This is a genomic window from Streptomyces sp. NPDC017095 (assembly GCF_044332325.1).
Lineage (GTDB): Bacteria > Actinomycetota > Actinomycetes > Streptomycetales > Streptomycetaceae > Streptomyces.
In genome coordinates this window covers 1-22,641 of the sequence record NZ_JBIROU010000030.1, presented here as the reverse complement: position 1 = coordinate 22,641, position 22,641 = coordinate 1, and the positions used below count along the sequence as shown (strand labels likewise).

The 22,641-nt window shown below is 71.8% G+C and carries 26 protein-coding genes; 16 read left to right on the top strand and 10 right to left on the bottom strand.

Features of this window, described 5'->3' with window-relative positions:
• The first annotated feature begins 54 nt into the window (after positions 1–54).
• The 8 genes from sufD to dapD all read left to right on the top strand — a co-directional run bounded on the left by sufD (position 55) and on the right by dapD (position 6,086).
• Positions 55–1,275: a Fe-S cluster assembly protein SufD gene (gene sufD / locus ACH4OA_RS33975; protein WP_365874996.1), complete on the top strand. Its 1,221-nt coding sequence runs from the start codon at positions 55–57 to the stop codon at positions 1,273–1,275.
• Positions 1,272–1,592: a non-heme iron oxygenase ferredoxin subunit gene (locus tag ACH4OA_RS33970; RefSeq protein WP_365874998.1), complete on the top strand. Its 321-nt coding sequence runs from the start codon at positions 1,272–1,274 to the stop codon at positions 1,590–1,592. The genes sufD and ACH4OA_RS33970 overlap by 4 nt, the downstream gene beginning before the upstream one ends.
• A gap of 7 nt (positions 1,593–1,599) precedes the next feature.
• A complete protein-coding gene (sufC, locus tag ACH4OA_RS33965) occupies positions 1,600–2,364 on the top strand; it encodes a Fe-S cluster assembly ATPase SufC (protein WP_397973290.1) in 765 nt (254 codons plus the stop codon).
• Positions 2,361–3,617, top strand: coding sequence for a cysteine desulfurase (locus tag ACH4OA_RS33960; RefSeq protein ID WP_397943913.1), 1,257 nt, complete (start codon positions 2,361–2,363; stop codon positions 3,615–3,617). Before sufC ends, ACH4OA_RS33960 begins: the two co-directional genes overlap by 4 nt.
• A gap of 16 nt (positions 3,618–3,633) precedes the next feature.
• Entirely contained in the window at positions 3,634–4,098 is a 465-nt protein-coding gene (gene sufU / locus ACH4OA_RS33955; RefSeq protein WP_365875004.1) for a Fe-S cluster assembly sulfur transfer protein SufU, read from the top strand.
• Entirely contained in the window at positions 4,095–4,427 is a 333-nt protein-coding gene (locus tag ACH4OA_RS33950) for a metal-sulfur cluster assembly factor (RefSeq protein WP_365875006.1), read from the top strand. The genes sufU and ACH4OA_RS33950 overlap by 4 nt, the downstream gene beginning before the upstream one ends.
• A gap of 116 nt (positions 4,428–4,543) precedes the next feature.
• A complete protein-coding gene (locus ACH4OA_RS33945; protein ID WP_397943910.1) occupies positions 4,544–4,867 on the top strand; it encodes a DMT family transporter in 324 nt (107 codons plus the stop codon).
• A 232-nt stretch (positions 4,868–5,099) separates the two neighbouring features.
• Positions 5,100–6,086, top strand: a complete 987-nt coding sequence (gene dapD / locus ACH4OA_RS33940; RefSeq protein WP_397973287.1) for a 2,3,4,5-tetrahydropyridine-2,6-dicarboxylate N-succinyltransferase — start codon at positions 5,100–5,102, stop codon at positions 6,084–6,086.
• Between the two features lie 171 nt (positions 6,087–6,257).
• Here dapD and ACH4OA_RS33935 read toward each other — a convergent pair whose 3' ends face one another.
• The 5 genes from ACH4OA_RS33935 to ACH4OA_RS33915 form a co-directional block, all read right to left on the bottom strand.
• On the bottom strand, positions 6,258–7,223 hold the full coding sequence (locus ACH4OA_RS33935; protein ID WP_397943908.1) for an alpha/beta hydrolase: 966 nt from the start codon (positions 7,221–7,223) through the stop codon (positions 6,258–6,260).
• Positions 7,223–7,888 carry an HAD-IA family hydrolase gene (locus ACH4OA_RS33930; RefSeq protein ID WP_365875014.1) on the bottom strand — a complete coding sequence of 222 codons (666 nt, stop codon included), beginning with the start codon at positions 7,886–7,888 and terminating at the stop codon, positions 7,223–7,225. Before ACH4OA_RS33930 ends, ACH4OA_RS33935 begins: the two co-directional genes overlap by 1 nt.
• 35 nt (positions 7,889–7,923) lie before the next feature.
• On the bottom strand, positions 7,924–8,628 hold the full coding sequence (gene fabG, locus ACH4OA_RS33925; protein ID WP_365875016.1) for a 3-oxoacyl-ACP reductase FabG: 705 nt from the start codon (positions 8,626–8,628) through the stop codon (positions 7,924–7,926).
• Between the two features lie 49 nt (positions 8,629–8,677).
• Complete coding sequence (locus ACH4OA_RS33920; RefSeq protein WP_397973284.1) at positions 8,678–9,700, bottom strand: ScbA/BarX family gamma-butyrolactone biosynthesis protein; 1,023 nt, start codon at positions 9,698–9,700, stop codon at positions 8,678–8,680.
• Between the two features lie 257 nt (positions 9,701–9,957).
• The gene (locus ACH4OA_RS33915; protein WP_365875020.1) at positions 9,958–10,578 is read right to left on the bottom strand and encodes a TetR/AcrR family transcriptional regulator; all 621 of its coding nucleotides are present in this window, start codon (positions 10,576–10,578) and stop codon (positions 9,958–9,960) included.
• A gap of 116 nt (positions 10,579–10,694) precedes the next feature.
• Here ACH4OA_RS33915 and ACH4OA_RS33910 point away from each other — a divergent pair, with 116 nt between their 5' ends.
• Together ACH4OA_RS33910 and ACH4OA_RS33905 are read left to right on the top strand one after the other, a co-directional pair.
• On the top strand, positions 10,695–12,200 hold the full coding sequence (locus tag ACH4OA_RS33910; protein WP_365875022.1) for an MFS transporter: 1,506 nt from the start codon (positions 10,695–10,697) through the stop codon (positions 12,198–12,200).
• Between the two features lie 266 nt (positions 12,201–12,466).
• Positions 12,467–13,324: an SAM-dependent methyltransferase gene (locus ACH4OA_RS33905; RefSeq protein WP_397973281.1), complete on the top strand. Its 858-nt coding sequence runs from the start codon at positions 12,467–12,469 to the stop codon at positions 13,322–13,324.
• A 161-nt stretch (positions 13,325–13,485) separates the two neighbouring features.
• On the opposite strand, the gene ACH4OA_RS33900 is transcribed toward ACH4OA_RS33905, so the two are convergent.
• Entirely contained in the window at positions 13,486–14,418 is a 933-nt protein-coding gene (locus ACH4OA_RS33900; protein ID WP_397973278.1) for a ScbA/BarX family gamma-butyrolactone biosynthesis protein, read from the bottom strand.
• A gap of 131 nt (positions 14,419–14,549) precedes the next feature.
• Between ACH4OA_RS33900 and ACH4OA_RS33895 the strand changes: the two genes are divergently transcribed.
• From ACH4OA_RS33895 to ACH4OA_RS33885, 3 genes are all read left to right on the top strand, one after another.
• A complete protein-coding gene (locus ACH4OA_RS33895; protein ID WP_397943896.1) occupies positions 14,550–15,179 on the top strand; it encodes a ScbR family autoregulator-binding transcription factor in 630 nt (209 codons plus the stop codon).
• Positions 15,176–16,048, top strand: coding sequence for an NAD(P)H-binding protein (locus ACH4OA_RS33890; RefSeq protein WP_397973275.1), 873 nt, complete (start codon positions 15,176–15,178; stop codon positions 16,046–16,048). Before ACH4OA_RS33895 ends, ACH4OA_RS33890 begins: the two co-directional genes overlap by 4 nt.
• 84 nt (positions 16,049–16,132) lie before the next feature.
• Complete coding sequence (locus tag ACH4OA_RS33885) at positions 16,133–16,903, top strand: SDR family NAD(P)-dependent oxidoreductase (protein ID WP_397943892.1); 771 nt, start codon at positions 16,133–16,135, stop codon at positions 16,901–16,903.
• 21 nt (positions 16,904–16,924) lie between these two features.
• Here the strand turns inward: ACH4OA_RS33885 and ACH4OA_RS33880 are convergent, their stop codons facing one another.
• From ACH4OA_RS33880 to ACH4OA_RS33865, 4 genes are all read right to left on the bottom strand, one after another.
• Positions 16,925–17,560, bottom strand: coding sequence for a TetR family transcriptional regulator (locus tag ACH4OA_RS33880; protein ID WP_397943890.1), 636 nt, complete (start codon positions 17,558–17,560; stop codon positions 16,925–16,927).
• A 225-nt stretch (positions 17,561–17,785) separates the two neighbouring features.
• Positions 17,786–18,982 carry a beta-ketoacyl synthase N-terminal-like domain-containing protein gene (locus ACH4OA_RS33875; protein WP_397973272.1) on the bottom strand — a complete coding sequence of 399 codons (1,197 nt, stop codon included), beginning with the start codon at positions 18,980–18,982 and terminating at the stop codon, positions 17,786–17,788.
• Positions 18,979–20,190 carry a beta-ketoacyl-[acyl-carrier-protein] synthase family protein gene (locus tag ACH4OA_RS33870; RefSeq protein WP_397973270.1) on the bottom strand — a complete coding sequence of 404 codons (1,212 nt, stop codon included), beginning with the start codon at positions 20,188–20,190 and terminating at the stop codon, positions 18,979–18,981. The genes ACH4OA_RS33875 and ACH4OA_RS33870 overlap by 4 nt, the downstream gene beginning before the upstream one ends.
• Before the next feature lie 7 nt (positions 20,191–20,197).
• On the bottom strand, positions 20,198–20,467 hold the full coding sequence (locus tag ACH4OA_RS33865; protein ID WP_365882253.1) for a phosphopantetheine-binding protein: 270 nt from the start codon (positions 20,465–20,467) through the stop codon (positions 20,198–20,200).
• Positions 20,468–20,885: 418 nt separating this feature from the next.
• Between ACH4OA_RS33865 and ACH4OA_RS33860 the strand changes: the two genes are divergently transcribed.
• From ACH4OA_RS33860 to ACH4OA_RS33850, 3 genes are all read left to right on the top strand, one after another.
• Positions 20,886–21,812 (top strand): 3-oxoacyl-[acyl-carrier-protein] synthase III C-terminal domain-containing protein, encoded by a 927-nt coding sequence (locus ACH4OA_RS33860; protein WP_397973268.1) that lies wholly within the window; start codon positions 20,886–20,888, stop codon positions 21,810–21,812.
• 35 nt (positions 21,813–21,847) lie between these two features.
• Positions 21,848–22,540, top strand: coding sequence for a 4'-phosphopantetheinyl transferase (locus ACH4OA_RS33855; protein ID WP_397973265.1), 693 nt, complete (start codon positions 21,848–21,850; stop codon positions 22,538–22,540).
• A gap of 5 nt (positions 22,541–22,545) precedes the next feature.
• On the top strand, positions 22,546–22,641 hold a 96-nt coding region (locus ACH4OA_RS33850; RefSeq protein WP_279617129.1), incomplete at its 3' end, for a biotin carboxylase N-terminal domain-containing protein.

Here is a 22,641-nt window from a genome sequence, read left to right as displayed (position 1 = left end):
CCGCCGCCATCACCGGCAGACGTCTTACTCAGGAAAGAGAGCACTACGACAGCCATGGCTGAGGCCCAGAACTCCCCCACGCCCGGTTCCGCCAGCGCGGGGGGACCCCCACCGGTGGGTTCCACCACCGCCGGCTCGATCGCGGTCGCCGCGGAGTCGACCGTCGTCTCGCGCATGAGCGCGCCCCCGTCCTTCGACGTGACGGACTTCCCGGTCCCGCACGGCCGCGAGGAGGAGTGGCGGTTCACCCCGCTGGAGCGGCTGCGCGGACTGCACGACGGCACCGCCGTCGCGACCGGTGACGGAGTGAAGGTCGACGTACAGGCCCCCGAGGGCGTCACCGTCGAGACCGTCGGCCGTGACGACGCGCGGCTCGGCAAGGCGGGCACCCCGGTGGACCGCGTCGCCGCGCAGGCGTACTCCGCCTTCGAGCAGGCCTCGGTCGTGACCGTCCCGAAGGACACCGTCCTCACCGAGCCGGTCCGTATCACGGTGCACGGCCAGGGCGGCACCGCCTTCGGCCACCAGGTGATCGAGCTGGGCGCCTTCGCCGAGGCCGTCGTGGTCGTCGACCACACCGGTGACGCGGTGCTCGCCGCCAACATCGACTACGTCCTCGGCGACGGCGCCAAGCTGACCGTCGTCTCCGTCCAGGACTGGGACGACAAGGCCGTCCACGTCGCCCAGCACAACGCGCTGATCGGCCGGGACGCCTCCTTCAAGTCCGTGGTCGTCACCTTCGGCGGCGACGTGGTGCGCCTGCACCCGCGCGTGGAGTACGCCGGCCCCGGCGGCGAGGCCGAGCTGTACGGCCTGTACTTCACCGACGCCGGGCAGCACCAGGAGCACCGCCTGCTGGTCACCCACAACACCCCGCACTGCAAGTCGAACGTCGTCTACAAGGGCGCGCTCCAGGGCGAGCAGGCGCACGCCGTCTGGATCGGCGACGTGCTCATCGAGGCCAGCGCCGAGGGCACCGACACCTACGAGATGAACCGCAACCTGGTCCTCACGGACGGCGCGCGCGTCGACTCGGTGCCGAACCTGGAGATCGAGACCGGCGAGATCGTCGGTGCCGGTCACGCCTCCGCCACCGGCCGCTTCGACGACGAGCAGCTCTTCTACCTGATGGCCCGCGGCATCCCGGAGCACGAGGCCCGCCGGCTGGTGGTGCGCGGCTTCTTCGCCGAGCTGATCCAGCAGATCGGCGTCGCCGACATCGAGGAGCGCCTGCTCGCCAAGATCGCCGAGGAGCTGGAGGCGTCGGTCGCATGACGGCCTATGTACGCGTCTGCGGGCTGAGCGAGCTGGCCGAGGACACCCCGAAGCGGGTGGAACTCGACGGCACGCCGGTCTCGGTCGTGAAGACCGGGGGCGAGGTGTTCGCGATCCACGACATCTGCTCGCACGCGAACGTCTCCCTCTCCGAGGGCGAGGTGGAGGACTGCCAGATCGAGTGCTGGCTGCACGGCTCCGCCTTCGACCTGCGCACCGGCAAGCCGTCCGGCCTCCCCGCGACGCGCCCCGTCCCCGTATACCCCGTAAAGATCGAAGGGGACGACGTTCTCGTCTCCCTCACCCAGGAGTCCTGAGGCACCCATGGCAACGCTTGAAATCCGAGACCTGCACGTCACCGTCGAGGCCGACAACGCCACGAAGGAGATCCTCAAGGGCGTCGACCTCACCGTGAAGCAGGGCGAGACGCACGCCATCATGGGCCCCAACGGCTCGGGCAAGTCGACCCTCGCCTACTCCCTGGCGGGGCACCCGAAGTACACCGTCACCGGCGGCAGCGTCACCCTGGACGGCGAGGACGTCCTGGAGATGAGCGTCGACGAGCGGGCCCGCGCCGGCCTGTTCCTGGCGATGCAGTACCCGGTCGAGGTCCCCGGCGTCTCGGTCTCCAACTTCCTGCGCACCTCCGCCACCGCCATCCGCGGCGAGGCCCCCAAGCTGCGCACCTGGGTGAAGGAGGTCCGGGAGGCCATGGAGCGCCTCAACATGGACCCGTCCTTCGCCGAGCGCAACGTGAACGAGGGCTTCTCCGGCGGTGAGAAGAAGCGCCACGAGATCCTCCAGCTGGAGCTGCTCCGGCCGAAGATCGCGGTCCTGGACGAGACCGACTCCGGCCTGGACGTCGACGCCCTGCGGATCGTGTCGGAGGGCGTCAACCGCGTCCGCGAGACCGGCGAGGTCGGCACCCTGCTGATCACGCACTACACGCGCATTCTGCGCTACATCAAGCCCGACCACGTCCACGTGTTCGCCGGCGGCCGCATCGTCCAGTCCGGCGGCCCCGAGCTGGCGGACAAGCTGGAGAACGAGGGCTACGAGGCATACGTGAAGGGTGGCGCATCCGCGTGACACAGCTGCCGGGCCTCCTCGACACCGAGGCGATCCGCAAGGACTTCCCCGTCCTGGACCGAGTCGTCCACGACGGCAGGAAGCTGGTGTACCTGGACAACGCGGCGACCAGCCAGAAGCCGCGCCAGGTGCTGGACGCCCTGAGCGAGTACTACGAGCGCCACAACGCCAACGTCCACCGCGGTGTGCATGTGCTCGCCGAGGAGGCCACGGCGCTGTACGAGGGCGCGCGGGACAAGGTCGCCGCGTTCGTCAACGCGCCCAGCCGCGACGAGGTGGTCTTCACCAAGAACGCCTCCGAGGCGCTGAACCTCGTGGCGAACATGCTGGGCTGGGCCGACGAGCCCTACCGGGTGGACCACGAGACCGAGATCGTCATCACGGAGATGGAGCACCACTCCAACATCGTGCCGTGGCAGCTGCTGGCGCAGCGCACGGGCGCGAAGCTGAAGTGGTTCGGCCTCACCGACGACGGCCGCCTGGACCTGTCGAACATCGACGAGGTCATCACGGAGAAGACGAAGATCGTCTCCTTCGTGCTGGTGTCCAACATCCTCGGCACCGTCAACCCGGTCGAGGCGATCGTGCGCCGCGCCCAGGAGGTCGGCGCCCTGGTCTGCGTCGACGCCTCCCAGGCGGCGCCGCACATGCCGCTGGACGTGCAGGCCCTCCAGGCCGACTTCGTGGCCTTCACCGGCCACAAGATGTGCGGCCCGACCGGCATCGGCGTCCTGTGGGGCCGCCAGGAGCTGCTGGAGGACCTGCCCCCGTTCCTCGGCGGCGGCGAGATGATCGAGACCGTCTCGATGCACTCCTCCACCTACGCCCCGGCACCGCACAAGTTCGAGGCGGGCACGCCGCCGATCGCGCAGGCGGTCGGCCTCGGCGCGGCGATCGACTACCTGAACTCGATCGGCATGGACAAGATCCTCGCCCATGAGCACGCGCTCACGGAGTACGCGGTGCGGCGGCTGACGGAGGTCCCGGACCTGAGGATCATCGGCCCGACCACGGCCGAGGACCGGGGCGCGGCGATCTCCTTCACCCTCGGGGACATCCACCCGCACGACGTGGGCCAGGTCCTGGACGAACAGGGCATCGCGGTCCGCGTCGGCCACCACTGCGCCCGGCCGGTCTGCCTCCGCTACGGAATTCCCGCGACCACGCGAGCGTCGTTCTATCTGTACTCCTCGCCGGCCGAGATCGACGCTCTGGTCGACGGCCTGGAGCACGTACGGAACTTCTTCGGCTGAGAGGCGTGCTGAAAAGGTGAAGCTGGACTCGATGTACCAGGACGTCATCCTGGACCACTACAAGAACCCGCACGGTCGTGGTCTGCGGGACGGCGACGCCGAGGTGCACCATGTGAACCCGACGTGCGGCGACGAGATCACCCTGCGCGTGAAGTACACCGGCACGACGATCGAGGACGTCTCCTACGAGGGCCAGGGCTGCTCGATCAGCCAGGCGAGCGCTTCGGTGCTGAACGAGCTGCTGGTCGGCAAGGACCTCGCCGACGCGCGGAAGATCCAGGAGACCTTCCTGGAGCTGATGCAGTCCAAGGGCAGGATCGAGCCGGACGACGCGATGGAGGACGTCCTGGAGGACGCGGTCGCGTTCGCCGGTGTCTCCAAGTACCCCGCGCGGGTCAAGTGTGCCCTCCTGAGCTGGATGGCGTGGAAGGACGCGACGGCCCAGGCGCTGGGCGCCGACGCGGAAAGGAAGACGGCATGACCGACACCGTTGAGATGAAGCCGGTCTCGGAGGAGGAACTCCGCGAGGCCCTGATGGACGTGGTCGACCCCGAACTGGGCATCGACGTCGTCAACCTCGGGCTGATCTACGGCATCCACGTCGACGAGTCCAACATCGCGACCATCGACATGACCCTCACCTCCGCGGCCTGCCCGCTGACGGACGTGATCGAGGACCAGGCGAAGTCCGCCACGGACGGCCTGGTCAGCGAATTGCGCATCAACTGGGTCTGGATGCCGCCGTGGGGCCCCGACAAGATCACGGACGACGGCCGCGAACAGCTGCGGGCGCTCGGCTTCAACGTCTGACGCAGCACCCGCGAGAAGGGGGCCGTGGCCATGCGCCGCGGCCCCCTTCTCCGTCCCGGCGGACAGGCCGGTACGGCACGGTACGGACCGCCCGGCCCGCGCGTACGCTGCTGCGCATGGGTTACCTGCTGCTCGCCGGTGCCATCGCGGCCGAGGTCACCGCTACGACGGCGATGAAGTACAGCGAGGGGTTCAGCCGGCTCTGGCCCTCGCTCGTGACCATCGTGGGGTACGTCCTCTCGTTCGCCCTGCTCGCGCAGACGCTGAAGAGCGTGCAGATCGGCACCGCGTACGCCATCTGGTCCGGCGTCGGGACCGCCGCCGTCGCCGTGCTCGGCCTGCTGCTGTTCGGCGAGGGGCTGTCCCCGGCCAAGGTCGCCGGGATCGTGCTGATCATCGGGGGAGTGGCGGTGCTGAACCTGGGCGGGGCATCGCACTGACGCCGGGCCGTCGGTGCGGAGCGTGGCGGTCCGGTCGGCCCCACCCGGAGCCTCGGGGAGCGGCGGCGCGGAGCGGGTGCGCGCGGTGTCCGCAGGCGCCGCGGCGGCTCGCCGTACCGGCCGGCCACCCGCGGGCCCGCTCGCCGGGCCGGCTCGGCCGATCCCCTGAACCGCGCCCGGCAGATGAGACGCGGTTCGCTCTCGGTACCCCGCCCACGTTAGGTTTTCCCCCATGACCGAGTCTGCTACCCGTACCACCGGCGCCGTCGCCGCCGGCCTCGCCACCATCGCCTCCGACGGCACCGTTCTCGACACCTGGTTCCCGGCCCCCGAGCTGGTCGAGGAGCCGGGCCCGGCCGGCACCGAGCGGCTCTCCGCCGAGCGGGCGGCGCAGCTGCTGGGCGGCGGCGCCACCGCGGCGACCGGTCCGGACGCCCGCCGGGGTGTCGAGGTGGTCGCGGTCCGCACGGTCATCGCCTCGCTGGACGACAAGCCGGCCGACGCGCACGACGTCTACCTGCGGCTGCACCTGCTCTCGCACCGCCTGGTCAAGCCGCACGGACAGAGCCTGGACGGCATCTTCGGCCACCTCGCCAACGTCGCCTGGACCTCGCTCGGTCCGGTCGCCGTGGACGACGTCGAGAAGGTGCGCCTGAACGCCCGCGCCGAGGGCCTGCACCTCCAGGTCACCTCGGTCGACAAGTTCCCGCGCATGACGGACTACGTCGCCCCGAAGGGCGTGCGCATCGCCGACGCCGACCGGGTCCGCCTCGGCGCCCACCTCGCCGCGGGCACCACGGTCATGCACGAGGGCTTCGTCAACTTCAACGCCGGCACGCTCGGCACCTCCATGGTCGAGGGCCGGATCTCCGCGGGCGTCGTGATCGGCGACGGCTCGGACATCGGCGGCGGCGCCTCCACCATGGGCACCCTGTCCGGCGGCGGCAACGTCGTCATCTCCGTCGGCGAGCGCTGCCTGATCGGCGCCGAGGCGGGCGTCGGCATCGCGCTCGGCGACGAGTGCGTGGTCGAGGCCGGCCTGTACATCACCGCGGGCACCCGCGTCACCATGCCCGACGGCCAGATCGTCAAGGCCCGCGAACTCAGCGGTGCCTCGCACATCCTCTTCCGCCGCAACTCCGTCACCGGCACCGTCGAGGCCCGCCCGAACAACGCGGTCTGGGGCGGTCTGAACGACATCCTGCACAGCCACAACTGACGCGGCTTCACCGCGGGAGCGCCCCGCAGCCCGTCCTCGGGCGTGCGGGGCGCTTCCTTGTGCCGCCGGCCGGGCGGTACGGGAGGAAGCCCCGGCCAGCCGGGGGAGTACTGGCCGGGGCGGCTTGGGGGACGCCGTCCGGCCGGGGGCGGCCGGGGCGTGCGGGAGGGGTCAGGTCGTGTCGGGCGCCAGGGCGAGGGGGAACATGACCCTCTTGAGGAACTGCCAGGAGGCGGCGGCCGGGACGCCCTCGCCGCTCGGTGGCGTGCGGGCCGGGACGGGGGCCGGGGCCGGGGCGGTCCGGCGGGCGAGCAGGCACTCCTCCAGGAAGGCCAGGGCCCGCAGGTGATAGGTCCGCGCCGCCCAGCCGAGGCTGATGTTGTGGCCCGCGTCCGGCAGGTGGTCCACCCGCACCCGCGCCGCGGCCAGCGGCCCGGTCAGGTCGGCCACGGCCTGCGCGTCGGACCGCCACCACGGTTCGTGCTCGGCGAAGGTGAAGCGGACCGGCACCGTCACCGAGGCGGCGAGACAGGCGTACGTCTCGGGCCAGACCGGCACTTCCTGGATCTCCTGGACGGGGATCGGGGCCAGCAGCGCACGGCACCGGCGGAACGTCTCGGCGGGGTAGAGGGAGGGATCGCCCCAGTGCCGGTACCAGTCGATGCGGCCGGCCGGGTCCCGGGGGAGCGTGCCGTCCGCCGCCGGTGTGCTGCCCAGGCCCGAGATGTCCAGACCGATGACGCGGTCGTCCAGGTCCTGGGCGGCCATGGCGAGCCCGGTCTTGCCGCCGCTGGAGTGCGCCACCACGAAGAAGCCCTGCCCGGTCTGGTGCGTGCGGGCGAAATCCGCCAGCGCGGCACGCAGCAGCGTGGCCTGCTCCTGGGTCTGCGCCCCCTGCGGCAGGAACGGAGCCGACGCGCCGTAGCCGGGCCGGTCCAGCGCGAGAACGGTGAAACCGAGCCGCGCGCCCAGGTCCAGCAGCGAGTGTCCGGGCTCGGCGTGGCCGTCGAAGTAGCCGGCCCGGATGCCGCCGCCGTGCAGCGCCACGACCACCGCCCGGGGCGGCCCGGACGGCGGTTCGGCGAGCAGCCCGGACAGGGGGACGCCCAGCGCGTCCAGGGTGATCCCGGCGGCCATTACTCCGGACCGTCCACGCCGAGCAGCGCGTTCAGCTCGCTGATCGCCCGGGCCGGGTCCGTGAAGTGGATGGCGTGCCAGCCGGCCTCCCGCGCCCCCGCGCAGTTCTTCTCGATGTCGTCGACGAGAACGCACTCGTGCGGCTGGAACCCGGTGCGCTCCTCGGCAACCCGGAAGATGCCCGTCTCCGGTTTCCGGCTGCCGACCTCGAAGGACATGACCAGCTCCTTGAAGAGCCCGTCGGGCGAGACGACCCGGCGCCAGTGCTCGTCCCAGGCCGGCACCATGTTGGACATCAGCCCGACGAAGACACCGCGGGAGACGAGCCACCGCAGGTGCGCGACCCACGGCTCGTTGGCGGAACGGCCCTCGAACCAGCGCGCCGGGAAGTCCGACAGGTCCGCCTCCACCCCTTCGTCGGCCCGCAGGACGTCCTCGACCTGCGCCGACCACTCCTCCTGGGTGACGAGCGGGGTGTCCAGCGGCGCCAGCAGGTCCACCCCGTAGGAGTCGGCGACCTTCTCCATGGCCCCGAGCAGCTGCGCCGGGGCCAGGCCGGCCTTCGCGCAGAAGTTGGCCACCGTCACCTTGGTGGACGGAACCTCCAGAACGCCTCCGTAGTCCGTCCAGACGGCACGGACCGGAGAGCCGGCGGATCCCTGCATGTCTACCCCCTGATGATCGTGGAGCGGTGACACCGTCACTGCCCCATCGCCAGACCGCCGCCCACGGGAATCGAGGCCCCGGTCACATACGAGGCCGCGTCGCTGGCGAGGAACCGGACGACCTCGGCCACCTCCGTCGGCGTCCCCACGCGCCGCAGCGCGGTCTGGGCCAGCAGCCCGTCGCGGCGCTTCTCCTTCACACCCTTGATCATGTCGGTGTCGATCAGACCCGGGGTCACCATGTTGACCGTGATGTTCCGCGAGCCGAGCTCCCAGGCGAGCGAGCGGGTCAGACCGAGCAGTCCGGCCTTGGAGGACGCGTAGTTGACCTGGCCGGGGGAGCCGAGGAATCCCATCACCGAGGACATGAAGACGATGCGTCCCCAGCGGGAACGGATCATGTCGGGCGCCACGAGCCGGGCACAGCGGAACGCGCCGACCAGGTTCGTCTCCAGGACGCCCCGGAAGTCGTCGTCGGACATCATCGGCGCCAGCGCGTCCTTGGTGATCCCGGCGTTGGCGACCAGTACCTCCACGGGGCCGAACTGCTGGGCGACCTCGGCGAGCGCGCGCTCCGAGTCCTCGCGGTCGGTGACATCGCACCGCACACCGAAGAACTCGGCGGGAGGCTCGCCGCTGCGGTAGGTCACGGCGACCTTGTCACCGGAACTCGCCAGCACCCGGGCGATCTCCAGTCCGATGCCGCGGTTTCCGCCCGTTACCAGGACTGTCCTGCTCATTTCAGCTCCTCGCTGTATGAAAGATGGGGACGCGCCGCCGCCGGGGACATCAGCCGGCGGGCGCGGGCGGGCGGACCTCGGTACGGATGGCGGCCACGGTCGTGTCCGACTGCTCGAAGGCCACCGAGATCCGGTGCGGCGCCTCCTGCCGGGCCTCGAAGGCCGCGACGACCCGGACCGGCGCGTCCAGTTCGGCGAAACGCGAGAAGGAGGCCTCGAACGCGGTGATCGCGCCGGGGCCCTGGGCCGCGCCGCCGGCCGCGGAGTGCGTGGTCAGCAGCAGCGCGGACTGGCGCGCGGCCTCCATCAGCACCATGGCCGGGATGTGGTCGTAATCGTGGTCGAAGAGCCCGCTGTTGCCGTAGTCGGGTGCCAGGACGGCGGTCAGCGTCCCCTGCCGCGCGTCGAACGCGGTCTCGCTGAGCACGACGTTCGCCGGGTTGCCGCGGCCCACCCCGGCCGGCGGTCCGGCGTCCCGCCGGTGCCCGGGCGAGCGGAACGCGGAGGTCATGGGCGGGGTGCTGCCGCGCTGCATGTACCGCAGCGACGCGTACTGCGCGGTGGGCGCGGAACTCACGCGGATGTGGGCCTCTCCCACCGGCTGGTCCCCGAAGTGCAGCGTGATGTCGAAGCGCAGCGCGGTGATGCGGTTCCTGCGGTCGTACGTCGGCGTCATGACCTCGCCGAGGATCAGCTCGCCGGGCTTCGGGCCGACGAGCAGGGCGTCTGCGTGGCGCAGGGTGATCGACCAGTCGTTGACCATGAAGGTGGTCTGGAGCGGGATGTCCAGCTGCGCGTGCGCGCCGTAGATGGACGCCTGCCGGCAGATCTCCAGCAGCAGCAGCGGGTCGTGGACCGCGGGAGTCCCGGTGTGATCGTTGAAGTACGCGTGGGACAGCGGGAGCTGGGCCGCGGACCGGAAGGTGAAGTCCCCGGTCCGTTCCATTCCGGTGACGAAGACCTCGGCGACCGAAGCCCGGTGGACCAAGCGCCGGTCGACGGTCCGATGGAAACCGAGAGTTTCCGGTACTCCTGACTTTTCCTGTTCCGGAGTAATTTCCGAGACCGTCACGCCCAGGCCCTCCTTCTGCTGTAATTCCCGTCGCCCGTCGGCCTTAATTCAAGAACGTAGGCTTCGGCGTGCGGCAGCTCAAGGGCGATACCACTTAGAACGAGGCGGTGCTACCTCCTAGGAGGTACGCGGGAGGCCGGTTCCCGGGGCGTGCGGTACAAATGCGGGCGGTGCCGGGAGAAAAGGGGTGCATAAAGCTGTGCCCCGCCCGGCGGAAGATCGCGGGGCGGGGCAGGGGTAGGGCGGGCGTGCGAACCCTAGGCGGGGCAGGTGAGGGCTTCGGGGATCCGGGCGAAGGTCTCCTCGACCAGTTTCATCAAACCGTCGCGGCCGCCCTGGCCGCCCTGCGCCGTCCAGTGCAGGGAGGCGGTGTGCCAGGCGGCCACGAAGATCTCGACGGTGAGCCGGAGGCGGATCTCGTCGACGCCGGCGCCGGACCGCTCGGTCACCGTGTCGACGATGGCGCGCGTCGTCTCCTGGCAGTACCCGAGGCCGTGCGACTGGAGCGCGGGGACGCCCTCGGACAGCTCGCGGGTGGCCAGGAAGCGGCGGTCCCAGTCCGGGTCCAGGGCGCCCAGCGTGGTGTCGAGGGCCGTGCGGAGGGCCTCCAGCAGCGGACCGTCCAGCCGGGAGGTGGCCACGCAGTCCAGGTAGGCCGACCACAGGTCGCTGTCGGCGGCGAGTGCGACGTCCTCCTTGGACCGGTAGGTCCGGAAGAAGGTGCGCTTGGAGACCTCCACCGTGTCGCACAGGTCGTCGAGCGTGGTGGCGTCGTACCCCTGCTCGGTGAACAGGCGCAGCGCGGTCTCGGCCAGGGCCCGCCGCGTGCGCAGCTTCTTCCGTTCCCGCAGTGGCAGGTCGCGCAGATCATCACTCACGTCCACGAGCCTACCACCGGGCCGCGATTGCGCTTTGACAGCTAGTGCCACTAGGTGGCACTGTCGCCTTGGTGGCCGACCGCGGCTGTTGAACGCCTCCTAAGGAGCCTGAACTCGTGACTACCGTTCCTACGGGCCGCTCACGCCCAGCGATCACGCTGGCAGTGGTGTTGCTGGCCTTCGTCACCGTGCCGATGTCCATCTCCGGAGCGGCCGTCGCCCTGCCGGACATCGGTGACGACCTGCACACCGCGGGTGCGCCCCTGCAGTGGGTGATGAACGCCTACAACCTGACGTTCGCCTCGTTCATGCTGGTCACCGGATCGGCCGCCGACCTGATCGGCCGGCGCCGGGCCTTCGCGGCGGGCGCGACGGTGTTCGCCGTCGGCTCGGTCGCCGCGGCCGCCGCGCCCGGCATCGTCCTGCTCGACCTCGCCCGCGCCTTCTCGGGCATCGGCGCGGCGGGCGTGTTCGCCAGCGGTGGCGCGATCCTCGCCACCACCTTCGACGGGCCCGCGCGCACGCGTGCCTTCGCCGCCCTCGGCAGCGCCGCCGGCCTCGGCCTCGCCGCCGGACCCACCCTGTCCGGCTGGCTGGTGGGCGCCCTCGGCTGGCGTGCCACGTTCGGGCTGCACGCCGTGCTGGTGGTCGTGGCGCTGGCCGGCGTCGGCTTCGTCGCCGAGTCGCGGGCCGAGCAGCGCCCCCGGCTGGACATCACCGGTGCCGTGGTGTTCGTCGCGGGCCTCGGCCTGCTCGTCCTCGGCGCGGTCCAGGGCCCGGAGTGGGGCTGGGCGAGCCCCGGCGTGCTCGGGCTGCTCGTCGCCGGCGTGGCGCTGCTGGTGTTCTTCGTGTACCTGCAGTCGCGCTCCGCCGCGCCGGTGCTGGACCTGTCGCTGGTGAAGAACCGCCGGTTCTTCGCGCTGTGCATGGTCCCCGTGGTGTCGACCTTCGGCTTCGTGACGCTGCTGACCTACCTGCCCACCTATCTCGTGGGCGCGAGCGGCTTCTCGGCCCAGCGCGCCGGCACCGTGCTGCTGCTGATGACCGCGCCGGTGCTGCTGGCCCCGCCGCTGGCCGGCAGCCTGGTCAACCGCGGTGTGTCGCCCCGCGCGCTGATCACGTTCTCGCTGGTGATGTTCGCCGGCGGCAACGCGTGGCTCACCGTGATCGGCCCCTCCAGCTCCCTCGGCGTGATCGCCGGCCCGCTGCTGATGACCGGCCTGGGCGCCGGCGTGTCGTTCGGCGTGGGCGACGGCGCGGCGATGAGCCTGGTCGAGCCCGAGCAGGCCGGCATGGCCACCGGGTTCCTGAACACCATGCGCATCGGCAGCGAGGCCATCGTCATCGCCGTGTACGGCGCGGTCCTGGTCAGCCTGATCAGCACCCGGGTCGGCTCGCCGGAGCTGGCCGCGAAGGTCGCCGCGGGCGACCTGTCCGGCGGCACCTCCGGGGTGCTGGCCGACGGGTTCACCCACGCGCTGCACGTCGCGCTCTACGGGACGGCCGCGGTGTGCGCCGTCGGCGCGGTGGCCATCGCCGCCGCCCTGGTCCCGCCGCGCCGGAACACCGCCGCGACGGCCCCGGCCCGCGAGGACGCCCAGCTGCCCAGCGAAGTGGCCTGATCCCGCGGGACAGGATCCGGCCCGGCTGTCCGGGAACGACGTTTCGCCGCCCGCGCGGGCGAAAGAGCGAAGCGTCGTTCCCGCGCGCGTTTTCGTCGTACCCGCGGGACACCTCGCCGGAAATGCGCCACGGCTGGAATGCCTCGGGAATGTCACCAAATGAGTAAGCACCCGCTGTTGACAGCAAAACTCTGTATTTCATAGCGTCCGGGGCATTCGATGGTGCCTGGCCGAGGCATGAATCCGACGCGGAAGGACGAGCCGGAATGCAGGATCACCAGGGAGCGTCACACGAGGACCAGACTCCCACACCGGACGATGTGGCGCGGATGTACGACAACTCGTCCGCCCTGCTGTCCGAAGTGATGGGAGGAAACATCCACTTGGGCTACTGGGACGGGGACGACGACACCCGCTCGGTCGCCGAGGCCACCGACGCCCTGACCGGCATGGTCGCCGACCGCCTCGCCCTGTCACCCGGCATGCGCGTCCTCGACATCGGCTGCGGCACCGGGCGCCCCGCGGTCTATGTGGCGGGCACCTACGACGTGCATGTCACCGGTATCACGATCAGCCCCCAGCAGGTGGAGCTGGCCCTCGCCCGGCCCGAGGTCGGGGAGGGTCCGGGCCGGGTGGCGTTCGAGTGTGCCGACGGCATGGCGCTGCCCTTCCCCGACGGCCGCTTCGACGCCGTCTACGCCATCGAGTCCTTCCTCCACATGGACGACCGGGCGAAGGCGATCGCCGAGGCCGCCCGGGTGCTGCGGCCCGGTGGCATGCTCGTGATGGCCAACCCGTACGTGGAGGGCGAACTCACCGAGGCCGAGGCCGAGATCGTGGCGGCCAACCGCGAACTGTTCCAGATCCCGCCGGTCGGCAGCGCCGACGACTACGTCGGACATCTGCGGGACGCGGGCCTGGAGGTGACCGAGGTGCTGGACATCGGCGAGAACGTGCGCCGCAGCCACGCCGTCGCGGCGGACACCGTCCGGCGGGCCGGCGACGGCCACGACGGCGCGTTCCGGCAGCAGCTCTCCGAAGTCGCCGACATCATCGAGCGGTTCGGCGCGCTGCCGCAGGTCGGCTACGGACTGATCGCCGCACGGACCGCCGCCGCGCGGTAGGGCCTGACTGATCATTCGCGTCGTTGCCCGGAGGGCGGCCGCGCGGCAGGCCCGGACCGGGTCCGCCTGTCCGGCGGACCCGGTCGCGGCGCCGCGACCACGGCCGGGGCCGGACCGGGGACAGGGGTGCGCCCGTCCCGGGTCCGGCCCCGGCCTGCTGTTCAGACCTGCGGCTGGACCGTCACCGTGCTGGCGAAGACGAGGTGCCCGCCCTGGTGGGCCTTGACCGCGACGGACACGCGGCCGTCGGCCTCCGGGACGCCGGGTTCGGCCGAGACCAGGCAGCGCTGGTCGAACTCGACGTACCGGTAGAACGTCGTGTCGAAGACCACCGGGACCACCGAAACCACCGCCCCCGCCGCCGTGGTCAGTTGAGCGGCCTGGCTGGCGGCCTCCAGCAGCACCATCCCGGGAATGTGATCGTGCGGGTGGTCGAAGAGCACCCGGTGCGAGGTGTCGACCCGCAGCAGCCAGGTGTGCGTCCCGGAGGTGGGGGACAGGACCACGTTGCCGGCGTCGCCGCGGCCCACGAGGGCGGCCGGAACGGGAGGCGTGAGCGGCAGGGCGCGGGCGAAGGCGCGGGCCGCGTCGGCGTGTTCGCCGCGCAGCCGGTCGTAGATCGCCGGCGGGTGGGCGCTGTAGCGCAGGGAAGCGGTGCCTATCGGGCGGCCCGCGAGCGTGGCCTCCACCTGGGAGGTGAGGTGGACGGAGCCCAGCCGGCGGCGTTTGACCTGCGGGTGGGTGATGAGCAGTTCGACCTCGCCGGCACCCGACCCGGTGGACAGCGCCCCGGGATCGACCGTGGACCGTATCTGCTCCCAGCCCAGGCGGTGCGTGAGCGGTATGTCGTGGACGGTGTGGGTCAGCAGGGCGAGCGCCTGGCGCAGACTCTCCGTCAGCAGCAGCGAGCTGTACCGTCCCCCCTCGACGTAGAAGCCGTGCTCACGCGGCCAGCGCGCGGTGACTAACTGGGACGTCTCGGAGAGCGGGCGCCAGCCGGTGACCAGGGCCTCTTCCTCGACGGACTTGCGAACCAGGATCCCGGTGCCGACCGCGTCGGCGGCGTCCTGAGGTTGGGCGTTGGTCAAGGTCATGTGCGTATTTCCCCCTTGGTCGAGTGGCGACTAGGCCGCAAGGGCATAGGATCACCCCTCCGTCTGCACTAAGATAAAGAATAGTTTTTTTCTTGACTAGTTTTGAACGACTTTTGAACGACGGGGTGCGCATGGCGGTGCGAGAGGTGAAGCAGGAGAGGGCCGCGCGTACCCGTGCCACCCTCATGTACGCGGCGGCCGAGGTGTTCGCGGAGTCCGGTTTCGCCGGTGCCAGCGTCTCGCGGATCGCCGAGCGGGCCGGACTGACCCTGGGCGCCGTCTACTTCCACTTCAAGTCCAAGGAGGAGCTGGCCGGCGAGATCGTCAAGGGCCAGCCGGACCTGGTGGTGCCCCCGCAGGACTCCTACGGCCTCCAGCACGCCATCGACGTCACGCTGACCTGGGCCTACCAACTGCTCGACGACCCCCTGCTCCAGGCCGGCGCCCGGCTGGTCATGGACCAGGAACACTTCATCCCCAAGAGCGAGAACTCCCACCAGCAGTGGATGTCCATCCTGCTGCGGGACTTCCGGGACGCGCAGAGCCGGCGGGAGCTGAAGCAGGGCGTGGACGTGGAGGCGTACTCCCGGCTGATCGTCAGCGCCTGCACCGGGGCGCAGATGCACGCCCAGCTGGAGACCTCCCGCAGCGACCTGCCGAACCGTGTCGAGGAACTGTGGCGGTGCGTGCTGCCCGCGGTCGCCGTGCCCAGCGCGGCCGCCCGGATGCGGTTCGGCAGAGAACGAGGAGTGAAGGCATGAGGCAGTGGGCGGACGACGGCCCGAGGATCGTGGTGACCGGCGCGACGGGAGCGGTCGGCCGGCACGTCGCCCGGCGCCTCGGCGCACCGGGCCGGGCCCGGCTGCTGGTCCGGGACGAGGCCAAGGCGGCCCGCCTGGGCCTGCCGGACGGCGTCGTCACGGGGGACTACCGGGACCGCTCCCGGCTCGCGGAGGTGCTGGCCGGGGCGGACGCCGTCTTCGTGGTCACCGCCAACCCCCTGCGCCCCGAGGACGACGCCGGCATCCTGGCCGCCGCCCGGGAACAGGGGGTGCGCCGGGCGGTGAAGCTGTCCTGGACCGCCGTGGCCGACCCGGACGCCACCGACCTGATCGCGAGCTGGAACCGTGACAGCGAGGCACTGCTGCGCGCGTCCGGCCTGGAGTGGACGGTCCTGCGGATGCGCTCGCCCATGAGCAACACGCTGGCCTGGGCGCCCTCGATCCGCGCGGAGTCGGTCGTCAGGAGCCTGGGCGGGGACGCGGCCACGGCGTGTGTCGACCCGCGCGACGTGGCCGAGGTGGCGGTCCGGGCGCTCACCGAGCCCGGTCACGCGTCCCGGACGTACGCGCTGTCCGGACCCGAGGAGCTGACGCCGCGCGAGCAGACCCGGCACCTGTCCGAGGTGCTGCGACGCCCCTTGCGCTTCGAGGAACTGACGGCCGGCCAGGCCCTGGCGCGCTGGCGCGAACGGCTGCCGGAACCGCTCGCGCGGGCACTGCTGGACGTGGCCGAACGGCGCGGCGGCCCGGGCGCCCGGCACGGCGGGAGCGACCTCGAGGAGCTGCTGGGCCGGAAACCGGCCACCTACCGGCAGTGGGCCGCCGACCACGCCGCCGACTTCGCGTGACCGGACCCGCCGCGCGCGCGGCACACCGGACGGGGACGGCCCCGTGCGGGCACGAGAGCACAGGGCGACAGGGGAGGGGCGGCCATGGCGGCGACCCAGGGATTGCTTCGGGACAAGACCGTGATGATCACGGGAGCCTCCAGCGGCATCGGCGCGGCGGCGGCGCGGCTGTTCGCGCAGGAGGGCGCCGCGGTGACGCTGATGGCACGCCGCGAGGAGCGGCTGCATGCGCTCGCCGGTGACATCACCGCAGCGGGCGGCCGCGCCCTGGTGGCCGTGGGGGACGTGACCGCACCGGACGACGTCCGACGGGCCGTCGGGCGGACCGTCGAGGAGTTCGGCCGGCTGGACGCGGCGTTCAACAACGCCGGCTGGGGCTCGGTCGGCACCCCGCTCCACGAGACTGACGACGCGGTCTTCCGGCAGATCATGGACGTGAACGTGCAGGGCGTGTGGAACTGCCTCAAGCACCAGATCCCGGTGATGCTGAGCCAGGGGCACGGCGCCGTCGTCAACACGTGCAGCACCGCCGGCGCCTTCGCGACCGGTGCCATCGCGCCCTATGTCGCGGCCAAACACGCGGTGCTGGGGCTGACGAAGGCCGCCGCAGCGGAGTACGGCGACCGGGGCGTCCGGATCAACGCCCTGATGGTCGGCAGTACGCGCACCGAGCTGCTGGAGACGGCGATGGAGCAGATTCCGGGGCTGGAGGAGGCCTCCGTCGCCCGGGCCATCCAGCGCCGCCTGGCCGAACCGGTGGAGGTGGCGCGGGCGGCGGCCTGGCTCTGCAGCGACCAGGCGTCCTTCGTCACCGGGGCCGGTGTCCCGGTGGACGGCGGATGCAGCGCGGTGTGAGCGCCGGGCGCGCGCCGGCGCTCACTCGGCGCAGGCCGCGTCGGGAACGCTGTCCGAGAGGTCGTCGGCGGCGTCCACGGGCAGCGTGATCCCGGGTACGACCTGCCGCCAGATGCGCGCCAGACGCTTGACGCTGTCGCGCCGCTCGTCGGTGCAGGGAGGGTGGCGCAGGGTCGCCTCGATCCCGGAGACCAGGTGGACCGCCAGGTCGGCCAGGGCCCACACGTCCGTGCCGGCCGGCACCTCGCCGGGCGCCTGCCGCAGGCGCTCCCAGACGACCGGGGCCCACAGGGCGTGCCACTGGTGCGGGCAGCTGTCGTCCTCGCGGGCCAGCCGCGCGGCGGCCCGCACCGCGGGGTCCCGCTCCAGCAGGTCGATCAGGGCGAGCGTCAGCGAGGCCACGTACTGCACCGGGGGCCCGTCGTAGCGGGCCAGGCGGTCGACGAGCGCCCGGGTCGCCGCGTTGCCCTCCGCCACGACGGAGTCGGCCAGCTCCCGTTTCGAGGCGAAGTGGAAGGTCAGCGCGCCCATGGAGATGTCCGCTGCCCGCGCGATCTGCGCGAGTGACGAGCCGGTGTACCCATGGCGGTCGAACTCCCCGGCGGCCGCCCGCAGCAAGGTACGCCGTGTCCAGATGGCTCTCTCCTGCTTCGCCATGTCCCTTCCTGGTCGACATCGTCGGCTCCGTCGCGACACCTGAAGAGGGGCAAGCCCTCAGCACCGGGTAGGTTAGCCGCGATCCCGCCCAAACAACTGCCGAAAAACAAAAAAAGTTACTTTAATGTTTCGAACATGTGCGGACGCACCCACACGGAAGCCGGCCGTACGGACCCGCCGGCACGCCGACCGGGGGTCCGTACGGCCGGCACCCTGCTACGGCGCTCACCCGGCCGGTCGGACCACGACGGCGCAGCCCACGCTGCCCTCGGGGCCGACCGCCGTGAGCACGGCGGCACGCTCCCGCCCGGTGTCCGGCCCGCCGTCGTCCTGCCAGCGGGCCAGGACCGCGGCCAGCTGGAGCGCGCCGGCGGCGCTGTCCGTCTCGCCCAGGACCGGCTGGACCGCCAGCCGGTACGGTGTCGCGGGGCCGGCGAAGACCTCGCGCAGGGCGTTCTCCTCCACCCGCGCCCAGCCGCGCCGCCCGGCCGCGCCGGGCACCGCCACCGCCACGTCGTGCGGCGCGACCCCGCTGCGGGCCAGCGCGGTCCGCACGCAGTCGGCCAGCCGCCGGGAGACGCCGGAGAGGCCCTGGGCGGGATCGGCGAAACCCACCTCGCAGGCCAGCAGCCGGGCCAGCGGACGAGAGCCTTCCGGCTCCTGGGCGGAGGCGTCGGCGGTCTGCAAAACGTGCACCGCGCCGCCCTCGCCGAGCGGAACCCCCGCGGCCAGCCCCGCCGAGCGGTGCCAGGCCCAGGCGCGCTGCGGCGACAGCTCCTCGAAGGCGCCGGTGAGCAGCCGCCGGGCGTGCCCGGCCAGCAGCGCGTTGCGGGCGTAGCGCAGGGCGTGCAGACCCGCGAGCGGTCCGCCGGACACCGTCGCGTTCACCCCGGTGAGCCCGAGCCGGATCGCCGCCCGGCCCGCGGCCGAGTTCATCAGGATGCCCGGGAAATGGGACGGGTTGACGAAGTAGGGACGCTCCTCGACGAAGGTGTCCCGGATGAAGTCGCCGACCCGGCGGGTGCTGCCGACCGAGGTGCCCAGGACGATGCCGGTGTCCGCCGGCTCGATCCCGCCGGCCTCCTCCGCCGGCTCCCCGAGGGCCTTGGCACAGGCCACCGACACGAGCTGGTCGGTCCTGGTCAGCCGGCTCAGCCCCTTGCGGCCCAGCACCTCCGCCGGGGCGAACCCGGGCACGGACAGGACGGCCGGGTCCGGCGGGAAGTCGCCCGCCGTGGCCTCGTCGGCCGGGCCCTGCGCGGCGGGCACGCCCCGGCGCAGCGCTTCCGCGAGCGCGCCCAGGCCCTCGCCCGCCGCGCTGAACACGGTGCACCCGACGATGTCCACGGGCGTCACGGACGGCGGCGCGGCCTGGACCGCCGGCGACGGAGCGGGCCTGTCGTGCGTTGACACGGAACTCATGCGGCTATGTCTCCGAAGATCGTGACGGCGTTGTTCCCGCCGAAGGCGAACCCGTGGTTCTCCACCACGCGCACCCGCTGGCTGCGCGGCTTCACCGGCACGCAGTCGACATCCGGTCCCAGCTTGGGATCCACGGTGCGCACGGTGGTGCTGGCGGGCAGGAACCCTTCATGGAGGGCGGCGCAGGACACGAGGGCGCCGAACGCGGCGGCCGCGCCCATGGTGTGCCCGAGCGCCGACTTGATGGAGCTGATCGGCGGGACCCGCCCGCCGAAGGCGTCCCGTACGGCCGCGATCTCCGTGGAGTCGTTCGCTTCGGTGCCCGTGCCGTGGGCGCAGATGTAGTCCACGTCCTCCGGCTTGATCCCGGCGTTGCGGTGGGCACGCCGGATGCATTCCGCGATGGACGGCGCGTGCGGGTTGGTCATGTGGTGCGCGTCGCACGTCAGGCCGTACCCGAGGACCTCCGCGTAGATCCGCGCGCCCCGTCGCAGCGCGGAGTCGAGCGGCTCCAGCAGGAGGGCGGCGCCGCCTTCGGCGGTGACGATGCCGTCGCGGTGCTCGTCGAAGGGCCTCGGCACGTCGGCCGCGAGCGCGCCGAGCCGGTGGAACCCGGCGTGCGTGGCCCGGTTGGACGCGTCGGCCCCGCCGCACAGCGCCAGGTCCGCCTCACCGGTGCGGATCAGGTCGAAGGCGTACCCCACCGAGTAGTTGCCGGCCGCGCAGGCCGTGCCCAGGGTGAGCGCCTCGCCGGTGAGACCCAGTTCGACGTTGACCGCCGCGGAGATCCGGCCCGCGTCGACCTGGCCGATCAGGTGCGTGTCGAGGTGTTCCGGCCCCTGGGAGACCCACTGTTCCCCCAGGTCCTCCAGCACCTGGGACTCGCCGTTCGTGGTGCCGAAGCAGCTCACCGTGCGCAGGGCCGGCAGCCCGTCGGTGCCGATCCCCGCGTCCTCGACCGCCATCCGGGCCGCCGCGGCGGCGAACTGGCTGCTGCGCCCCCACTGCCCGGGGGAGATCCGGCGCAGGTACTGCGCGGGGCTGAAGTCACGGACCTCGCCGGCCAGCACGTGCTCGAACCCGGTGGCGTCGAACTGCCCGATCGGACCGATGCCGCTGCGGCCGGCCCGGATACCGGCGATGAAGTCCCGGGCGCCCATGCCCAGGCTGCTCACCGCGCCGATGCCGGTGACGACCACCCGGCGCATGCCCTGATCAAGCACTGACGGCCCCCGCGGTGCTGTACCGGCCGAGGACCTCGTACACCGCCGTGAGGTCGTCCAGCTCGACCACGCCCTCCTGCGGCACCTTGATGTGCAGGTCGCGCTCGAACCGGGAGTACATCTCGATGACGAGGAGCGAGTCCGCGTCGAAGTCGTCGGCGAAGCTGCTGGTGTCGCTCAGCTCGGCCGGGTCCACTTCCAGGACGTCGGCCACGATCTGCCGGGCCTTCTCACGCAGGTCGTCCTGAAGAGCGTCGCTCATCTTCTTCATCCTCCGGTCGAATTGATCTCACCCGAGCCGATTCCCGGGCCAGGTGGTCGTCGCCCACTGGCGGCCACGACCACGAAACCGGGTTTTCGGTTTGGCGGCAAGCGTCACCAAAGTGACACGGCGTGTATCGCAGAGGGTACGCAGGATGCCACCAATTGCCGGAGGGCCCGGCATCCGCCCCTCTTTTATGTGGTTTCCAGCCAGCTTTTATCCGGGCCGTGCAGAATGCCGGAAGTTGATTTGTATCAGCTATGGGGAGACTGGTGCAGGAATGAAACCCGCCGGGTCAATAGGAATAACTTCCGCCGCTGTATGGCTGCCCGCGGAGCGTTCTCACGCGGCCGACGCGGTCGAAAGCCGCGGGCTGCGCGCGCGGGACGCCCGGAGCCTGGGGCACGGAGCGCTCCCCGTGGCCCGCACCGTGGCGGCGCCCGAGATGGCGGTGCTGGCCGCGCGCGACGCCCTCGGGGCCGCGGACGCCGACGCCGGCGGGCTCGACGCGCTCTGCCATGCCTGGATGTACTACCAGGGGCACGACCTGTGGTCGCCCGCGCACTACATCGCCCACGAGATCGGCGCCCGCCGCGCCATGCCCTTCGGCCTCCAGCAGGTGTGCAACGGCGGCGCCGCGGCCGTCGAACTGATGGCGGCGTACCTCGGCACGCCGGACCCGTCCGGCGCCGGCCGGCCGAAGCGGGGCCTGGTCACCACGGCGGACCGCTTCATCGAGCCCGGGTTCGACCGCTGGTCGGGCGATTACGGCGTGGCCTACGGTGACGGGGCGACCGCGGTGCTGCTGCGCAGCCCGGCCGGCCCGGAGGACCCGTTGCGGCTGCTCGCGGCGGCCACGGTCGCGGCCCCGGAGCTGGAGAGCATGCACCGGGGCGCCGACCCCTTCGGGACGGCCCCGCACGCCTACCGCGAGCGCGTGGACATGCGCGCCACCAAACGTGCCTACCTGCGCGAGCACGGCGACCGGGACTTCGCCGCGGTCAACGAGCGCTCCATCCGGGAGGTGACGGGCGCCGCGCTGCGGGACGCCGGGGTGCGCCCGGACGATCCGCGGCTGCGGTACGCCGTATTGCCCCGGTTCGGTGCGAAGCTGCTCACCGAGAACTGGATTCCTGTGCTGTCGTCCTGTGTACCGGCCAAGATCGAGAATTTCGGGCAGGAGACCGGGCACCTCGGTTCCGGTGACGCCGTCGCGAATATTGCCGATGTGTTACACGCGGAACTCCTCGCGCCCGGCGAGCTGGCTCTGGTCTACAGCGCGGGAGCGGGATTCACCTGGTCCTGTCTGCTGGTGGAGGCGGCCGGCGCGTCCGCCGCACTCTGAGGAATGGACAGAGCGCATTCGACCGGAATACGGGGGTGGCGGACATCATCGAAGAACTGCTCGACGATCCCATCGTGGGCGTCGACGTATTTCATGCCACGGACGACACGGGACTCCTTCCCGAAGAGCGGTCCGCGGCCTCTTCCCTGTCGCGTGAGCGGAGACTGAAGTTCGCCGCGGTGCGCGACTGCGCGCGGCAGGGCCTGCGCCGGCTGGGCGTCGGTGCCGCGCCGATCCTGCGGGGTGCCGCCGGGGAACCGCTGTGGCCCGCCGGAGTCGTCGGCAGCATGACGCACTGCTCCGGGTACCACGCGGCCGCCGTCGCGCGGGCGGACCAGGTGGCCGCGATCGGCATCGACGCGGAGGTGAACAGGCCGCTGCGCTACCGCGAGATGCTGGACCTCGTCGCGACCGCCCAGGAGCGCGCCTGGGTGGCGGAGTTCGAGTCGGCGTATCCGCAGGTGAGCTGGGCGAGGCTGGTCTTCACCGTCAAGGAGAGCCTGTTCAAGGCCTGGTTCTCGGTCACCGGGCAGTCGCTGGGACTCGGTGAGATCGTGGTCGAGGTGAATCCCCTGAGCGGGGAGTTCCACGCGCGGACGTCGGCTTCGCCCGGGCGGGGCCGCGACGCGCTCTCGGATCGCTGGAGCGGACGCTGGATGGCACGGGACGGCCTGCTGGTCGCCGCGGTCTCGATGCGCCGCTCCGGTCAGCCGCAAGAGGATGGATGACAGACATGCGCAAGGTGCTCATCGCCAATCGTGGCGAAATCGCTGTCCGCGTGGCCCGGGCCTGCCGGGACGCGGGGATCGCGAGCGTGGCCGTCTACGCC

Excerpts from the sequence above, each read along its gene's own strand:
- ACH4OA_RS33970 (WP_365874998.1), top strand. The coding sequence starts at position 1,272 with ATGACGGCCTATGTACGCGTCTGCGGGCTGAGCGAGCTGGCCGAGGAC.
- ACH4OA_RS33930 (WP_365875014.1), bottom strand. The coding sequence starts at position 7,888 with ATGCAGGGATCCGCCGGCTCTCCGGTCCGTGCCGTCTGGACGGACTAC.
- ACH4OA_RS33950 (WP_365875006.1), top strand. The coding sequence starts at position 4,095 with ATGACCGACACCGTTGAGATGAAGCCGGTCTCGGAGGAGGAACTCCGC.
- ACH4OA_RS33890 (WP_397973275.1), top strand. The coding sequence starts at position 15,176 with ATGAGGCAGTGGGCGGACGACGGCCCGAGGATCGTGGTGACCGGCGCG.
- ACH4OA_RS33870 (WP_397973270.1), bottom strand. The coding sequence starts at position 20,190 with ATGCGCCGGGTGGTCGTCACCGGCATCGGCGCGGTGAGCAGCCTGGGC.
- ACH4OA_RS33945 (WP_397943910.1), top strand. The coding sequence starts at position 4,544 with ATGGGTTACCTGCTGCTCGCCGGTGCCATCGCGGCCGAGGTCACCGCT.
- ACH4OA_RS33900 (WP_397973278.1), bottom strand. The coding sequence starts at position 14,418 with ATGACCTTGACCAACGCCCAACCTCAGGACGCCGCCGACGCGGTCGGC.
- sufD (WP_365874996.1), top strand. The coding sequence starts at position 55 with ATGGCTGAGGCCCAGAACTCCCCCACGCCCGGTTCCGCCAGCGCGGGG.
- sufC (WP_397973290.1), top strand. The coding sequence starts at position 1,600 with ATGGCAACGCTTGAAATCCGAGACCTGCACGTCACCGTCGAGGCCGAC.
- dapD (WP_397973287.1), top strand. The coding sequence starts at position 5,100 with ATGACCGAGTCTGCTACCCGTACCACCGGCGCCGTCGCCGCCGGCCTC.
- ACH4OA_RS33875 (WP_397973272.1), bottom strand. The coding sequence starts at position 18,982 with ATGAGTTCCGTGTCAACGCACGACAGGCCCGCTCCGTCGCCGGCGGTC.
- ACH4OA_RS33880 (WP_397943890.1), bottom strand. The coding sequence starts at position 17,560 with ATGGCGAAGCAGGAGAGAGCCATCTGGACACGGCGTACCTTGCTGCGG.
- ACH4OA_RS33865 (WP_365882253.1), bottom strand. The coding sequence starts at position 20,467 with ATGAGCGACGCTCTTCAGGACGACCTGCGTGAGAAGGCCCGGCAGATC.
- fabG (WP_365875016.1), bottom strand. The coding sequence starts at position 8,628 with ATGAGCAGGACAGTCCTGGTAACGGGCGGAAACCGCGGCATCGGACTG.
- ACH4OA_RS33895 (WP_397943896.1), top strand. The coding sequence starts at position 14,550 with ATGGCGGTGCGAGAGGTGAAGCAGGAGAGGGCCGCGCGTACCCGTGCC.
- ACH4OA_RS33905 (WP_397973281.1), top strand. The coding sequence starts at position 12,467 with ATGCAGGATCACCAGGGAGCGTCACACGAGGACCAGACTCCCACACCG.
- ACH4OA_RS33935 (WP_397943908.1), bottom strand. The coding sequence starts at position 7,223 with ATGGCCGCCGGGATCACCCTGGACGCGCTGGGCGTCCCCCTGTCCGGG.
- ACH4OA_RS33885 (WP_397943892.1), top strand. The coding sequence starts at position 16,133 with ATGGCGGCGACCCAGGGATTGCTTCGGGACAAGACCGTGATGATCACG.